18 protein-coding genes are annotated in these 14,506 nt (G+C 25.6%); 6 read left to right on the plus strand and 12 right to left on the minus strand.

Annotation, left to right across the window (positions count from 1 at the left end; translation table 11 throughout):
• Positions 1–10 precede the first annotated feature (10 nt).
• Both ACZ5TJ_RS09860 and ACZ5TJ_RS09865 read right to left on the minus strand, forming a co-directional pair.
• The gene (locus tag ACZ5TJ_RS09860; RefSeq protein ID WP_464199271.1) at positions 11–865 is read right to left on the minus strand and encodes an AraC family transcriptional regulator; all 855 of its coding nucleotides are present in this window, start codon (positions 863–865) and stop codon (positions 11–13) included.
• Between the two features lie 160 nt (positions 866–1,025).
• On the minus strand, positions 1,026–1,832 hold the full coding sequence (locus ACZ5TJ_RS09865) for a MerR family transcriptional regulator (RefSeq protein WP_464199273.1): 807 nt from the start codon (positions 1,830–1,832) through the stop codon (positions 1,026–1,028).
• A gap of 131 nt (positions 1,833–1,963) precedes the next feature.
• On the opposite strand from ACZ5TJ_RS09865, the gene ACZ5TJ_RS09870 reads away from it, so the two are divergent.
• Positions 1,964–2,596, plus strand: a complete 633-nt coding sequence (locus ACZ5TJ_RS09870) for a GNAT family N-acetyltransferase (protein ID WP_464199275.1) — start codon at positions 1,964–1,966, stop codon at positions 2,594–2,596.
• A gap of 69 nt (positions 2,597–2,665) precedes the next feature.
• On the opposite strand, the gene ACZ5TJ_RS09875 is transcribed toward ACZ5TJ_RS09870, so the two are convergent.
• From ACZ5TJ_RS09875 to ACZ5TJ_RS09900, 6 genes are all read right to left on the minus strand, one after another.
• Positions 2,666–3,109 carry a hypothetical protein gene (locus tag ACZ5TJ_RS09875; protein WP_464199277.1) on the minus strand — a complete coding sequence of 148 codons (444 nt, stop codon included), beginning with the start codon at positions 3,107–3,109 and terminating at the stop codon, positions 2,666–2,668.
• Between the two features lie 20 nt (positions 3,110–3,129).
• Complete coding sequence (locus tag ACZ5TJ_RS09880; protein WP_464199279.1) at positions 3,130–3,507, minus strand: VOC family protein; 378 nt, start codon at positions 3,505–3,507, stop codon at positions 3,130–3,132.
• A gap of 83 nt (positions 3,508–3,590) precedes the next feature.
• The gene (locus ACZ5TJ_RS09885; protein WP_464199281.1) at positions 3,591–4,844 is read right to left on the minus strand and encodes a sensor histidine kinase; all 1,254 of its coding nucleotides are present in this window, start codon (positions 4,842–4,844) and stop codon (positions 3,591–3,593) included.
• Positions 4,844–5,572 carry a LytR/AlgR family response regulator transcription factor gene (locus ACZ5TJ_RS09890; protein ID WP_464199283.1) on the minus strand — a complete coding sequence of 243 codons (729 nt, stop codon included), beginning with the start codon at positions 5,570–5,572 and terminating at the stop codon, positions 4,844–4,846. Before ACZ5TJ_RS09890 ends, ACZ5TJ_RS09885 begins: the two co-directional genes overlap by 1 nt.
• A gap of 208 nt (positions 5,573–5,780) precedes the next feature.
• A complete protein-coding gene (locus ACZ5TJ_RS09895) occupies positions 5,781–5,921 on the minus strand; it encodes a cyclic lactone autoinducer peptide (RefSeq protein ID WP_464199285.1) in 141 nt (46 codons plus the stop codon).
• Positions 5,915–6,481: an accessory gene regulator B family protein gene (locus ACZ5TJ_RS09900; RefSeq protein WP_464199287.1), complete on the minus strand. Its 567-nt coding sequence runs from the start codon at positions 6,479–6,481 to the stop codon at positions 5,915–5,917. Before ACZ5TJ_RS09900 ends, ACZ5TJ_RS09895 begins: the two co-directional genes overlap by 7 nt.
• A gap of 343 nt (positions 6,482–6,824) precedes the next feature.
• Between ACZ5TJ_RS09900 and ACZ5TJ_RS09905 the strand changes: the two genes are divergently transcribed.
• Positions 6,825–7,097 (plus strand): hypothetical protein, encoded by a 273-nt coding sequence (locus ACZ5TJ_RS09905; protein ID WP_464199289.1) that lies wholly within the window; start codon positions 6,825–6,827, stop codon positions 7,095–7,097.
• A 136-nt stretch (positions 7,098–7,233) separates the two neighbouring features.
• On the opposite strand, the gene ACZ5TJ_RS09910 is transcribed toward ACZ5TJ_RS09905, so the two are convergent.
• From ACZ5TJ_RS09910 to ACZ5TJ_RS09925, 4 genes are all read right to left on the minus strand, one after another.
• Positions 7,234–7,884: a hypothetical protein gene (locus ACZ5TJ_RS09910; protein ID WP_464199291.1), complete on the minus strand. Its 651-nt coding sequence runs from the start codon at positions 7,882–7,884 to the stop codon at positions 7,234–7,236.
• Positions 7,885–8,115: 231 nt separating this feature from the next.
• Entirely contained in the window at positions 8,116–9,516 is a 1,401-nt protein-coding gene (gene lacG, locus ACZ5TJ_RS09915) for a 6-phospho-beta-galactosidase (protein ID WP_464199293.1), read from the minus strand.
• A 22-nt stretch (positions 9,517–9,538) separates the two neighbouring features.
• Positions 9,539–11,203, minus strand: coding sequence for a lactose-specific PTS transporter subunit EIIC (locus ACZ5TJ_RS09920; protein WP_464199295.1), 1,665 nt, complete (start codon positions 11,201–11,203; stop codon positions 9,539–9,541).
• 128 nt (positions 11,204–11,331) lie between these two features.
• Positions 11,332–11,643 carry a PTS lactose/cellobiose transporter subunit IIA gene (locus ACZ5TJ_RS09925; protein WP_464199297.1) on the minus strand — a complete coding sequence of 104 codons (312 nt, stop codon included), beginning with the start codon at positions 11,641–11,643 and terminating at the stop codon, positions 11,332–11,334.
• Between the two features lie 246 nt (positions 11,644–11,889).
• On the opposite strand from ACZ5TJ_RS09925, the gene ACZ5TJ_RS09930 reads away from it, so the two are divergent.
• From ACZ5TJ_RS09930 to ACZ5TJ_RS09945, 4 genes are read left to right on the plus strand one after another with little or no spacing between them, the layout of a single operon-like run.
• A complete protein-coding gene (locus ACZ5TJ_RS09930) occupies positions 11,890–12,639 on the plus strand; it encodes a DeoR/GlpR family DNA-binding transcription regulator (protein WP_464199299.1) in 750 nt (249 codons plus the stop codon).
• Positions 12,640–12,670: 31 nt separating this feature from the next.
• Positions 12,671–13,099 carry a galactose-6-phosphate isomerase subunit LacA gene (gene lacA, locus ACZ5TJ_RS09935; RefSeq protein ID WP_464199301.1) on the plus strand — a complete coding sequence of 143 codons (429 nt, stop codon included), beginning with the start codon at positions 12,671–12,673 and terminating at the stop codon, positions 13,097–13,099.
• An 11-nt stretch (positions 13,100–13,110) separates the two neighbouring features.
• A complete protein-coding gene (gene lacB, locus ACZ5TJ_RS09940) occupies positions 13,111–13,626 on the plus strand; it encodes a galactose-6-phosphate isomerase subunit LacB (RefSeq protein WP_464199303.1) in 516 nt (171 codons plus the stop codon).
• Between the two features lie 19 nt (positions 13,627–13,645).
• Positions 13,646–14,500 (plus strand): tagatose bisphosphate family class II aldolase, encoded by an 855-nt coding sequence (locus ACZ5TJ_RS09945; RefSeq protein ID WP_464199305.1) that lies wholly within the window; start codon positions 13,646–13,648, stop codon positions 14,498–14,500.
• Positions 14,501–14,506: the final 6 nt, after the last annotated feature.

A 14,506-nucleotide genomic window follows, 5' to 3' on the forward strand; every position in this document is an offset into this window, starting at 1 on the left:
TTCAAAAATTTTATTGTTTTTTTCTAATTGGTATCCAAACTTCAAATTTTGAGTTATTAGGATCTTGATTTAGGTAAACCTCAATATCTGGTGCATCTGCATATTCATAACCTGATGTTGGTAGCCATTCAGTAATTGCTCTTTTTTCAATTTCTTGAATTGCAAATGGCATAACGCCTTCCCCTTGGAAAATAGCCCATGTACATTCTGGTATTATATATTCGTCCATACCACTTGGTACTTCTTTATCTGTTTCAACAGCTATATAATATTCCCACTTTTCTAGATTATCCATACAAGCACTAACACCTAATACGCCTTTAGAATCCATGTTCATAAGAGATACTATGTCATTAATCATTCCACTTTGAGCTACCTCTTGCCATAACTTTGGTACAGTTTTAAAGTTCTCCTCAATATTCTTTTCTAATAATGCTTTCATCCCAACTATTCTAATTTTATCTTTCTTTACTATACTATACTTCATTTCCTCTACCCCTTTTATTGTTATTTTAAAACTAATAGGAGAATATGACTTTAGGAATGTCCCCTCCTTTTGCGCAACTGAAGGAGTTACATGATGTACTTTTTTAAAAGCTCTATTGAAGGCTGTTGGAGATTCATAACCATATCGTAACGCAACATCAATTACCTTATCACCATTTTGTAAATCTAAAGCCGCTTTTGTTAATCTTCTATTTCTTATATACTCAGACACCGGTATTCCTGCTATATATGAAAACATTCTTTGAAAATGATATGTAGTGCAACATGCAATCTTTGCTGCTTTCTCATATTCAATTTCTCCATCTAGATTTTCTTCAATATATTCTAGCGATTTATTTAATTTTTCTAACCATTCCATAAATTCATCCCCCTACAAATAATAGTATAATAAATCATTAGTTTATAAACCTCTCATTTCATGCACAAATATGAGAGATTGATTCTAAATTATTTATAGATATATATACTTCATCCCCATTAAAAAACCTCTTTTTAATATACATTTATATTTCTTAAACTTAATTGTCATTTTCTATAAGCATTTGGATTTGACAGTTGTATGATTCTGTATCAAAAAGATCATTAATTAAATCTAATTCAATAAAACTCTTTATTTTTAAATTATTTTCTTTTATGTAATTAGATATTTTTCTTCTGCACTTATCCACATTTTCCTTACTATAAGATATCGTTAAATACTCTCCTTTTGGTAATACTTTTATATTCTCATCAATCTCCATATTATTGGTTTCTTTAATTTCATAAAAAACATATTTAGGACTAATATCTCCCTCTAAATTAAAATTATATATAATTCCTCTTTCAATAGATGTTTCTACGCCTTTCTCTTTAACTATCTTTTCTAAATCTGAATAATAAATTAACTCCTTCAAATCTCCAACTTCTTTACATGACGCTACAACTATATAACGCTTTTTTAATAACTCAATAGATATTTCATCATTTTTTAAAATATTATTAGAATTCTCCACAACCTCATTTAATGTATCTATATTCTTTATTATTTCTTGCATTTTATTTATATTTTCTTCTGCTTCATACCTTTTAAACTGTAAGAATTTTAATAACTTATCAGTATCACATTCTTTAAAGATTTCTTGAAGTTCAACTATACTAGTCCCTAAAGCCCTACACCCTTTTATAATATCTATATAAATGAATTGATCTATAGAATAATATCTATAGCCTGTTATTTTATCAATATATTTTGGAGTAAGTATACCCATTTTGTGATAATATCTTAAAGCCTTTATTGTAACTTCTTTAATTTTTGAAACTTCACCAATAGAATATAAGTTTTTCATATTAGCACTTCCTTTAATTTTAAAATCATCATTGACTCTCCCCTTAGAGTACACCTTATTATCATTATAAGGTATTTTTAAATTAAAATTCCAATTTAAATATTTTATATATGAAAGGATAGTGGACAAGCATGAGTAAAATAATATATAGGAAGATATCTAAAAAAGATTATAATACTATTAAAGAATTAATTGGTGAAGCATTTGGTTTTAATGAATTTATTAAAGATAGAGTCTTTTTAGATTCCATATTAACCTCCTATCTACAAGACTGTATTTTAGAAAGTTCATTTAGTAAAGTAGCAGAAAAAGATAATAAAGTAATAGGTGTTATTTTAGGAAAGGCAAACAAAGATAATACTAAATTAATTGAGGATATTAATCCTTTAAGTACTAATCCTAATGAACTTGAATTAATTATGGAAATTAAAGAAAACAAAACGATAATTAATGAATTATTACAAATTAAAGATACTTATAACGAAATTATAGAAGGACAAAAGGATGATTTTCAAGGTTGTATACAATTATTTATTGTTTCTAAAGAATCAAGAGGACTTGGAATTGGAAAGACTCTAATTAGTCATTTATTTAATTATATGAAAAGTATGAATGTACAATCTATATATCTATATACAGATACTAGATGTAACTATAAATTTTATGATAGTCAAAATTTTAAACTTCTAAATGAAAAGGAAATCTATTTTGATTCATTAAAAGAAAAACTTAATGTATTTTTATATGGATATGAATTTAACTAAAAAAAGAACTACTTATATAAGTAGTTCTTTTTTAATATTCATATAAAGTAATTGTTTAATTTATATTTTTTATTCTAAATATTGAATATTATGTTTATTACACCATTCTTTTGCTATATTATATTCTGCATTTTCTCTATAATCATACCATTCACTTAGTTTTCCAATGCTTTCAATATATTTTCTTATTGAATCTCCTTCTATATCTTTTTCCTTAATATTATTATCTAAAGACTTTAAAAATTGAATCATCATAGTTTCTTCATTTATCTCATCTTTATTGGGTAATTGAATATACTCTTCTGGATGCTCTTTTAAATAGTGTAGACTTATTATTAATTCTCTTTCCCATTCTTCAAAGTTTTCTATGTTTTTTATATCTTCTGCCTTATATTTTGAAGTACTCTCATCTTCAACGTACATAATTACACCTGTTTCTTTATTATAATAATGCTTTAATAATTCTCCTTCAAACTCTATTGCCTCTATTACATCATTTAAATTTACTTTCATAACTTTTAGCTCCTATTATTTTATCTATTCTCCTCAATAAACTCTATCTCAATCCCATTTGGATCCTTTATAAATGCAAGTTTAGCTCCACCTGGAACTTCGATTGGGCCTCTTATTATATTTATTTCCTTATTTTTTAATTCATCTATTTTTTCATTTATATTTTCAACCTCAAATCCAATTGACACCATTGATTCATTAGATACATCATATACTTTAGATAGTTCCTCATTTTCTATCAACTCAATTGTTCCAGTATTCTTATCTTCTAAAAAAGCTATTTTAGTTCCTTCCATAGGATTTATTCTTCTTACCTCTTTAAGTTCTAAAATCTCTTTATAAAACTTTATTGATTCTTCTAAATTCTTTACTTTTATTGTTATAAATTTAATATTCATTTTTCGTGCTCCTCTTTTCAATCGAATTTTAATTTCATAGTTCTATTATAAACCAAAAAATAAAAGTGAAGCATTTGTCTCACTTAAATAATAACTTCAATAATAATAGAATCCTTCTCCATCTCTATTAATATATTTCCATTAACTTTTTTAATTAATTTTTTAACGTTATATAATCCATATCCTCTATTTTCACCTTTAGTAGTTGTCCCTTTATTAGTTATATTAGATAAATCAATTTTATTAATATCATTTACTGAATTACTAACTCTTATTATATATTCTTTTTTATCTTTATTATTTATCTCTGAAATAACAACATTAATCCATGGATCTTCTGTATCCTCTGCTCCTTCAATAGCATTATTTAATAAATTACTAAGTAGTACAACTAAATCCATATCATCTAAACCAATCTCTTCTAAATTACTTGTAATATCGTATTTTATATCAATACCTTTTTCTTCTGCTAAAGACATCTTACTATATAAAATTGCTTTCAAAATTGTATTATCCACATATAATAGATTATCTAAATGGCTGTTTTCTTTAATATTTCCTATATATTTATTTATATTACTCTTTATTTCTTTCTCATCAGATACTTGAATAATAGAATATATTGCATTTAAATGATTTTTATATTCATGCTCATTAGCTCTAAGCTTATGTATATACTCTTCTAATATTGGTCTAAAATTATTTTCCATCTGCAATTTATGTTTTTCATTTAACTCTTTAGCAGTGCTTATAAATAAATTGAAATTTAATATTATAAATAATATTATATAAAAAGCAATTTCTACAGCTACTTCTCCTGTTAGTTCAAAATTATCGTTTAATATTTTAAATAATAAAGCTACTAACATAATATTAAATAATATATTTAAAGCTAATTTATTATTTTGAATTTTATATATAATCTCTAAATTCTTATTCTTCTTAACTTTTGCTAATAAATATGCAGTTAATATCCAAATTAATAATAATGCAACTAAAGTAATTATTTTAGATTCAATATTCGCAATTCTACCCAATAAGGTTATAAATGATAAATTAATTACTTCTCCTAAAAACATAATTATGCTTGCCCCAATAATTTGTAATACAACATAACTTAATTCAACCTTACTTAATATCCAAATAACAATTATTATTATGCTTGTAATAACTACAATAGCAATATTCGGTATATACCTTAGAATATATTTATTTACAAATATTAGGATTATTGATAATGGTATAATTGTCTCCATGTACTTTTTTGGTTTATCATCAAATAATATATTTCTAAAAATTATAGTGAATAAAACTTCAAATGCTGTAATATAATCCATTATTCATTACACCACTTTTTGTATACTAAATCTTTATAACTATTACTTAACTGTGCTATTTTATCTGTATTAGTAAAATGTATATTATATAGCTTTGAGTAGACTTTTTCTATTTTATCAATATAATTTATATTAACCAAATATGATTTATGAGATTGAACTATATTATTATTAACACAATTGCTTAATATTTTAGTTAAAGTTAAGCTCCTGCATACAAATTCATTTTTCGTAGTATGTATAATAGATTTTCTTGAAGCATATTCAACAAATATTATTTCATCTTCATATACCTTAACAGAAACACCATTTTCAATAGGCACTATTAAATAATTGCCTTTATTAACATTGGTGTTAATACCTAACTTTCTATAAAAAATATCAATAATAGCTTTTATATCTTCATTATTAAAAGGCTTTATTAAAAAATCATAACAATGTGTACTTTTAAAAGCATCTATTATTTGAATAACTTGTGTAGTTATAAAAACTATACCTGTATGTTCATATTTCTCTATCTCCCTAATACTTTTAGCTAATTCTAATCCCGATCCATCTGGTAAATTAATATCTATAAAAAATAAATCTATCTCCTTTGAAGTTAATATCTCTTTTGCTTCTTTTATATTAGCTGCACTATATGCTTTAGTATTTATATATGATCGTTCTACTATCTTAACTAAATTATCTCTTTGAACTTTTTCATCTTCAATGACTAAAACCCTCATTTATTATTCCCCTTTTTTACCTTTTAAACCTAATTTTATTTAATTATACACTACAATTACCTATTTATCCATTTATTTCATTATAGTTCTAGTATTTTTTCTTTTTTTATATAATAATCTAGTAATTTGTTTTAAATTACTAATAATTTTTGCATATAAAAATAAAAGCATCAATTTATAAATTGATACTTTTATTTAATGTCGTTTTTTATTTTTTATTTTTTATGCTTCTTGGTAGTTCTGGTTCACCAAAAATATAATAACAACGAGTATTTAAAGCCATTGTAGTTACAGCTAAGCTCATAAAAGCCATACATTTTGCAACATTAATTGATAATTTTCCTAACATAATTCCTCTCTCCTAACCCTTAAATGATCTATTATAATTGATACTAATGTTATAAATATCAATTTATACAAATTAATAAAAAATATTCTGCTTATCGTTAAAGCAATTACTGTTTTAAAAATTAATTTTATTCTTAATTTTTTATTTTTAATCTCATCATTACCACTTTGATCTATTTTTGTTTTATACTTAACAGTACTTAAAACAAAAATAATACTTGGTATAACAATTAATTCAATTAAAAGTGGTATATAAGGTATTTTATCTGCAATATAATATAATGCTAAAAATAATAGTAAGCTTTTAACTAAACATCCCATAAGACTTTTAGCATGACTTCCACCAATTGCACTTCTTATATTTGAAAATAGTAAAAATACTACAATAAATTCTATTTCCTTATTTATGTATAATGATACAAGAAAAATTACTGTTAATTTAAATACTTCTCCGAGTATTGTCTCTACTCCATATCTTATTTCATCTATCTTATCTTCATCAGTAATTTTTAGTTTATTACTTATAAAATTAACATTCATCTTAACCAAATTTTGAAACATAGCCTGTCCTCTCTTGTTCATTATTTACTTCAGCTTTATTATATTACATTTGTTTGTAAAAACTATTTTTTAGCATCATTTTCCAAATATATACATAAACTTCATTAAGGTATTAATTTTATACACGTATTTGTAATTTCATTCTATTTCAAATTTATAAATTAAATATACTACTTACTTTATTAAAATTCTTCGATTCTAATAAATTAATAAAAATCTGTACGTAAAATATATCCAGTGTAAAATCGTACATATATTTAACATTTCATACAGTATTCTAATAAAATCAAAATATTTATTATATTATTTATTTAATACTTTTCATTATATAGGGAGAGTCTGTATGACTATAAAAAATGTAATAAAAATTGAATCCTCACTTAATATAATACCTTCTAATCCTAAAAGTATTATATTAAACAGCATAGGTTACAATAATACTATTTCTAAAATAGAGTTTATAGAGTCTTATGAAGCTAAAAATTTAAATTATGTTGAAGAAAACTTAAAGTTTATTTTAAATATAAAAAGATTTCCTTTAAATCTTTTCTTTATATTAATTTATAATAAATTTGATTTACATGTATATAAAATACTTTTATCTAATAATATGTAAACTTAATACAATTTTACTCTATTTTACTTTGTTATTAAAAAGGTCAAGAAAATTTATTTTCTTGACCTTTTTAATAACAATATTTTTTATATGTAGTAACTATAAATTTTGTTTTATGTATTTTACTAAATAATATTTATTGGTTTCCAATTAATAATTCTTGTGTAAAATGTCCTTCTTCTATAAAATTATCTTTTTTAAATTTATCATAAGAAAAATCTCTTCTATCATATAGCGTTTTAAATGTATTTATAATACTTAACTTTACATTCTGTTCTGTTCTCTCAAAGTTAATTATAATCTCTGGCTCTTTATATTCTAATGCTATACTTATAGCATTATCTATTAGAGTTCCTATATTTGCAACCATTTTCACTTTATTTTTACATATACACTCAATATTATTATTGCACATAATCTTGATTGACAATTTACTAGACTCTTTCAATAAAAGTTTTGATAATATTAGTGATCTTAATTCAGGTATTTTTATATTATATATTGGTACTAAGTTTGCTACATTTATATTATTTATATTCTCATCATTAATAATGTTATCATAATAAAATTTTTGTAATCCATATAAGTCATTATCTTTCATATTTCTTAAGGTATATAATAATATTTTTTTATAGTTATTTTTAACCTTATTTATTTCCGTATATTCCTCTTCTATATTATTTATAAAATCATCTATATTTTTATTTTCTTGTTTATTTTCGACACGTACTTCTTGAGTTTTATAAATAAATAAAATAAAAGTCATAATAACAATTAAATATCTCATTTCTATTCCTCCTATGATAATTATATATTTAAATCTTATATTTACTTCTTAAAAGGTATGAGTAATAAAAAAGTAAGTATGAAATTATACAATTTATATTTTCATACTTACTTTTTAACTAAAATACTACTAAATTTATAATAATATAGTATGACATTCTCTAATATAAAAAATAACCCCTACAATATAATAGTTAATCTATTATTCTTGCAGGAGTTAAAATTTTATAACCTATATTATTTCTTTCTTTTCACTTACAAGTTTAAACCAATAAGCTGATTCTTTAGGATATCTTTTTTGAGTTTCAAAATCCACATAGAATAATCCATATCTTTTATTGTATCCATTAGACCATGAGAATACATCCATTAATGACCATAAGAAATATCCTTTAACATTAACGCCTTCTTCAATCGCTTTAGCAACTGCTTCTAGATGCTTACGTATATAATCAATTCTTGGTGAATCCATTATTATTCCATCTTCAAAATCATCTTTATATCCCATACCGTTTTCTGTTATATAAATTTTATTATAATTTGGATAATCATTTTTAATTCTTATCATCATATCATAAAGACCTTCTGGGTAGATAAGCCAATCCCAATCAGTTCTAGGAATATCTTTATCAAATCTTCTTTCTCCTATTCCCTTTAACCTAAATACAGATGTTCCTTTATCACCTGTACCATTATGATATATTTCTGATTCTCCTTCATAAGCTCTTATAAAACTACTTTGATAATAATTTATTCCTAAGAAACTATTATATTGACTTGATTCTTTTAATAATTCCATGTCTCCATCTTCAATATTAAGAGTGCCACCATTTTTAGATAATACTTCATCTATCCCTTTTTTAGTTTCTTCAGAATATTCTCCAATAAATGTTGCATCAAGCAAGAATTTATTTGCTACTATATCTTCAAGCTCAGCAGCTCTTTTATCCTCTTCTTTATCACTATCTGGATATTTATATTCAAGGGAATGTATTACTCCTATCTCCCCTTTGTAATTATTCTCTTTAAATATCTTTACAACTTTAGCATGAGCTATCATCATATTATGCATAGATTGTATAGCTTTCTCTAAATCATATTTAATTGCAGGTGGGAATGTCCCTGTAATATATTGACCACAAGCAACTGGCCAAATTTCATTAAAAGTAATCCAATATTTTACCTTATCTCCGTATTCATCAAAACAAACTTTAGCATATTCAGCGAAGAAATCAATTGTTTTCCTATTTAAAAAATCTCCATCTGAATGTAATGTATCTGGAGTATCAAAATGATGTAAAGTAACAAACGGTTCTACATTACGTTTTAAACATTCATCTATAAGATCATGGTAAAACTTAACCCCTTCTTTATTTACTTCTCCATATCCATTTGGGAAAATTCTAGACCACGCTATAGAAATACGTATTCCATTAACTCCAAACTTCTCACATAATTCTAAATCCACTGGATATTTATGATAGAAATCACTTGCTGGATCAGCTGAAAATCTTCCTTGCTTTTCTAAAAAATCGTCCCAAGCAACCTTTCCTTTGTTTCCTTCCTTTGTTGCACCTTCAGCTTGATATGCAGCTGTCGCTCCTCCAAATATAAAATCTTTTGGTAATCTCATTACAGTTCCTCCTTAAATTTTATTAATTATTTAAAATTTCAAGCACAAAATCTAATGCTTTATCTGGATTTCTTGTTAATTCAATATACTTTTTACCTTCTACTGCTACTGCTTTAACTCCTAACTTATCTGCATCTTTCTTCAAATCTTCATAATTAGATGCAACTTGTGGTGCTAATATTACTAAATCAAAATCTTTTAGCATATCCACATGTGCCCCATAAGAATTTGCTGCAGTTAACATGTCCATATTATTTGTTTTAGCTGCTTTTGCTAATGCATTTGCTAAAAGTCCACTAGTTCCTCCACCAGCACATAAAACTAAAACTCTTTTATTATTTCCTACTTCTTTATCTATATTTTTTTCTTTTATTGCCTGAAGATTTTCTTCATCATTAGAAGTTGATTTTAATGATTCTTTTTCCAATTCTTCTTCTACTTTTTGGTTGTCATAAACTTTAAAGAATGGATAGTAAATTACAAAGTCTACTACTAATATAAGTGCAGCGAATACTATAGTTAAAAGACCTAATCCACAACCTAATACTATTCCTATTGGACCTGGAGTTGTCCAAGGTAATACATACATAAAACTATTCATTTTAAAAACATCTACAAAGAATTTAAATAACCAAACATTTATTATTGGTGCTCCAATGAATGGAATAAAGAATATTGGATTTAAAATAAGTGGTGCACCAAAAAGAATTGGTTCATTTACACCAAATAAAACCGGTATTGATGATGCTCTACCTACAGACTTAAGTTCTTTTGATTTAGCTAAAAAAGCAAACATTAATGTTATAACTAAAGTAGCTCCTGTTCCACCAATTGTGGCAACAAATTGTTGTACTCCTGGAGTTAATATGTTATATGCATGTTCTCCATTTTGATAAAGAGATAAATTTGCTGATATATTAACATAATAAATAGCAGATACTGCTGGCTCAACAATTGATGGTCCTTGTATACCAACAAACCAGAATAATGCCATTGCTCCATAAATTATAGCTAATCCAACATATCCATCAGCTGCTGTAAATAGTGGTTGGAAGAACTGAATAACACCTTCTGCAAAGTTTATTTCAAAAAGATTTCTAAATCCTAAATCAAATAGCCAAAATACAATTGCTGAAGCTCCAAATGGGATTATATCTTTAAATGTTTGAGATATATTTGGTGGAACTGCTTCTGGCATTTTTATAGTTACATTATTTTTTACACATAGTTTATAAATATTACCAACTACAAAAGCTGATATAAATGCTGTTATTAAACCTTTTGATCCCATATATCCAGTTGAGAATCCGCCTTCTATAGAATCAACACTTACTGTTAAGAAACATACTATAGCTGCTATCATAGCAGAAATATTGTTTATTTGATTATTTTTAGGCATGTCCCTATTTAATGCATCTACAAAGTTCTTAGCTGTTGTTGCTGCAACTACGATAGCTAATATTCCCATTGAATAATTATATGGTTTAAGAATAATTGCCTCTATTTCTTTACTCCAATAGAATCCAAAAATATTTGGTGCAAATGCTATAAGCATGAATATACTAGAGAAAAGTACTATAGGCATTGCAGATATAAATCCATCTCTTATAGCTCTTAAATATTTATTCCTAGATATTTTTTCAAAAAGTGGTTTTCTTTTTTCGATATGCTTAATTAAAACTTCCATAATTAATAACCTCCCATAAAATACACTTTTACTTACCTTATTTAGTTCCTTTGTATTCAATTTTCATATCATTTATTAGCTACAGTTTATAATACCTCGAATAATTCCGTGAATATATTTTTAATAAATTATTTGTATATGTCTAGCAAAGTATCAATAATATCTTGTAATAATAATGTAGTCATTAAATGATCTTGAGCATGTACAGTTAAAAATCCTACTTCCACTGTTTCACCTTGCGCTTCTGAGCAAATTAAATTTGTTTGTGCTTTGTGAGCATCAGCTAAACATTCTTTTGCTTCTTTTATAAGTTCATTACACTTGTCCATATTTTTATTTTTAGCTTGTTTAACTGCCTCTAATAATTTTGATCTTGCATCCCCTGAATATGCCACTATTTCAAATGCAATCATTCCTAATTCGTCTTTTGATATTGTCATTTTAAATCACTTCTCCTTTACAATTAGTTTTAAAAAGTTTGTTTTAGTTCGATTTAGTTTGTTTTGGTTTGTTTAATAACATATTAGTACCATTTTAATTCTTTGTTAAGGTTTTCATGATAATTTTTTATCTACTTTCTTCTTGACTTTATATTTTATAAATGATACCGTAATATTATAAACATAAACGAAAATTTAAAAACATTTTCTAACAATATTTTTTGTTAGCTTGAAAGGAGCTTTTTAATGCTTAAAGAGGAAAGACATTCTGTGATTCTAAACTTATTAAATGAAAAAGGAATTGTTAAAGTTAGTGAAATAACTGAAATTCTTAATGTAACTGAAATGACTGTAAGAAGAGATCTCCAAGACTTGGAGAATAAAGGATTACTAAAGAGAATTCATGGAGGAGCTCAATTAAATAATCTTATAAAAGAAGAATTAAGTCACTTAGAGAAAAAAAATATAAACATTGAAGAAAAAAAAGAAATCGCAAAAAAAATTGCAAGTAAAATCGAAGATGGAGATTCTGTCTTCTTAGGGCCTGGTACAACAATAGAACTAGTTTATGAGTATATAAATGCAGATTATTTAAAAATAGTAACTAATTCTATTCATGTATTTAATAAATTTATTAATGATAGTCGTTATGAATTAATTTTAATTGGAGGTAGCTATCGTAATAGAACTGGTGCCTTCGTAGGTAGTATAGCTAACGATACTTTATCTAGAATGAATCTAAAGAAAGCTTTTATTGGTGTTAATGGTATTTATAATAATGCCATATCAAACTCTAATGAAGATGAAGGTATGATACAAGCTACTGTTTTAAATAATTCTTTAGAAAAATATATTGTTTCAGACTCATCAAAACTCAATAAACGTGACTTCTATGAATTCTATAAATTAGAAGATGTAACTGCAATTATAACTGATACTAATATAAGTAAAGAAAATATTGATAAGTATTCTAAATATACAGAAATTATATTTTAGATATATAGCAAAAATAAGGAGGAAAATTTTTATGAAAATTTTAATAGGTTCTGATTTTAAAAGTTCTGATTTTAAAAATCAAATTAAAGAGCATTTAATAAATAAAGGATTTGAGGTGATTGATAAAACTGAAGAAAAAAATTTTGACTTTTTTGAAGCTGCAACTTTAGTAGCAGCAGGAATACTAAACAAAGAAAGTGTACGAGCTATAGTTATTGATGAATATGGCACTGGTTCTTTTAATGTTTGCGCTAAACATAAAGAAATAATTTGTGCTCAAGTCTCTGATGAACACTCTGCCAAAATGACAAGAGACCATAACAATACTTCTATAATAACAATTGGTTCTAAAGTTACTAGCCTAGAAATTGCAAAAAAAATATGTGAAAAATTCATTTTATCTGAATACTCTGGTGGAAGACATCAAATCAGAGTAGATATGCTAAATAAAATGGCTTAGGGGGGATTTAGATGATTATATCAGTAGGTTGCGACCATATTGTTACAGATATAAAAAATAAGATAGTTGAATATTTAAAATCAAAAGGACATGAAGTTATAGATAATGGTACATACGACCATGTAAGAACGCATTATCCTATATACGGAAAGTTAACAGCTGAAAAAGTAGTTAATAAAGAGGCAGATTTAGGTATAGTTATTTGTGGAACAGGCGTTGGAATAACAAATTCAGCAGCAAAAATTAAAGGTGCTAGAGTTGCCTTAGTTAGAGATGTTGAAACTGCAAGATATTCTAGGGAACAGTTAGGAATAAATGTTTTAGGTCTTGGTGGAAGAATTACAGGCCTTGGACTTATAGAAAATATAATAGATGTATTCCTTGATACAAAAGTTAATCCAAGTGAAGAAAACAAAAAACTTATAGAAAAAATAGATAATATGATTGAAAAAGATTATGCAAATGGTGATGAACACTATTTTGATGAATTTCTTGAAAAATGGGATAAAGGAGAATATCACGATTAATTATTAGGAGGAATAAAAAATGTGTATACTATCAACAAGAGAAATATTAATTAAAGCTCAAAAAGAAGGTTATGCAGTTCCTGCATTTAATATTCATAATTTAGAAACACTGCAAGTAGTTGTAGAGACAGCAGCTAAATTAAGATCACCACTAATTTTAGCTGGGACTCCTTCTACATTAACTTATGCTGGTGGTGATTATATCGTTTCAATGGCAGAAGCTGCTTCTAAAAGATACAATATACCAATTGCAATACATTTAGATCATTTTGAAGATGTAAAAGAAATCAAACATTATATTGATTTAGGCTTTAGATCAGCAATGATAGATGCTTCTCACTGTTCATATGAAGATAATATAAAAATAGTTAAAGAAGTTGTAGACTATGCTCACAAATTTGATGCAACAGTTGAAGCTGAACTTGGTAGATTAGGTGGACAAGAAGATGATCTTGTTGTAGATGAAAAAGATGCTATGTACACTAACCCACTACAAGCAAAAGAATTCGTAGAAAAAACCGGTATAGATTCATTAGCTATAGCTATTGGTACAGCTCATGGTTTATATAAAGGTACAGCTAAACTTGATTTTGATAGATTAACAGAAATAAGAAAAGCTGTTGATGTTCCTTTAGTATTACACGGTGCATCTGATGTTCCTGATGATCTAGTAAAAAAAGCTATATCTCTTGGAATATGCAAAGTAAATATAGCAACTGACCTAAAAATACCTTTCTCAAAAGCATTAAAAGAATATTTCGTAGAAAATCCTGAAGCTAACGACCCTAGAAAATATATGACTCCCGCTAAAGAAGCTATGGAAAAAATAGTTGAACACAAAATCGAAGTTTGTGGAAGTAAAAATAGATATTAAAAATTG

Source organism: Clostridium budayi (assembly GCF_055396605.1).

Excerpts from the sequence above, each read along its gene's own strand:
- ACZ5TJ_RS09860 (WP_464199271.1), bottom strand. The coding sequence starts at position 865 with ATGGAATGGTTAGAAAAATTAAATAAATCGCTAGAATATATTGAAGAA.
- ACZ5TJ_RS09865 (WP_464199273.1), bottom strand. The coding sequence starts at position 1,832 with ATGAAAAACTTATATTCTATTGGTGAAGTTTCAAAAATTAAAGAAGTT.
- ACZ5TJ_RS09870 (WP_464199275.1), top strand. The coding sequence starts at position 1,964 with ATGAGTAAAATAATATATAGGAAGATATCTAAAAAAGATTATAATACT.
- ACZ5TJ_RS09875 (WP_464199277.1), bottom strand. The coding sequence starts at position 3,109 with ATGAAAGTAAATTTAAATGATGTAATAGAGGCAATAGAGTTTGAAGGA.
- ACZ5TJ_RS09880 (WP_464199279.1), bottom strand. The coding sequence starts at position 3,507 with ATGAATATTAAATTTATAACAATAAAAGTAAAGAATTTAGAAGAATCA.
- ACZ5TJ_RS09885 (WP_464199281.1), bottom strand. The coding sequence starts at position 4,844 with ATGGATTATATTACAGCATTTGAAGTTTTATTCACTATAATTTTTAGA.
- ACZ5TJ_RS09890 (WP_464199283.1), bottom strand. The coding sequence starts at position 5,572 with ATGAGGGTTTTAGTCATTGAAGATGAAAAAGTTCAAAGAGATAATTTA.
- ACZ5TJ_RS09895 (WP_464199285.1), bottom strand. The coding sequence starts at position 5,921 with ATGTTAGGAAAATTATCAATTAATGTTGCAAAATGTATGGCTTTTATG.
- ACZ5TJ_RS09900 (WP_464199287.1), bottom strand. The coding sequence starts at position 6,481 with ATGTTTCAAAATTTGGTTAAGATGAATGTTAATTTTATAAGTAATAAA.
- ACZ5TJ_RS09905 (WP_464199289.1), top strand. The coding sequence starts at position 6,825 with ATGACTATAAAAAATGTAATAAAAATTGAATCCTCACTTAATATAATA.
- ACZ5TJ_RS09910 (WP_464199291.1), bottom strand. The coding sequence starts at position 7,884 with ATGAGATATTTAATTGTTATTATGACTTTTATTTTATTTATTTATAAA.
- lacG (WP_464199293.1), bottom strand. The coding sequence starts at position 9,516 with ATGAGATTACCAAAAGATTTTATATTTGGAGGAGCGACAGCTGCATAT.
- ACZ5TJ_RS09920 (WP_464199295.1), bottom strand. The coding sequence starts at position 11,203 with ATGGAAGTTTTAATTAAGCATATCGAAAAAAGAAAACCACTTTTTGAA.
- ACZ5TJ_RS09925 (WP_464199297.1), bottom strand. The coding sequence starts at position 11,643 with ATGACAATATCAAAAGACGAATTAGGAATGATTGCATTTGAAATAGTG.
- ACZ5TJ_RS09930 (WP_464199299.1), top strand. The coding sequence starts at position 11,890 with ATGCTTAAAGAGGAAAGACATTCTGTGATTCTAAACTTATTAAATGAA.
- lacA (WP_464199301.1), top strand. The coding sequence starts at position 12,671 with ATGAAAATTTTAATAGGTTCTGATTTTAAAAGTTCTGATTTTAAAAAT.
- lacB (WP_464199303.1), top strand. The coding sequence starts at position 13,111 with ATGATTATATCAGTAGGTTGCGACCATATTGTTACAGATATAAAAAAT.
- ACZ5TJ_RS09945 (WP_464199305.1), top strand. The coding sequence starts at position 13,646 with ATGTGTATACTATCAACAAGAGAAATATTAATTAAAGCTCAAAAAGAA.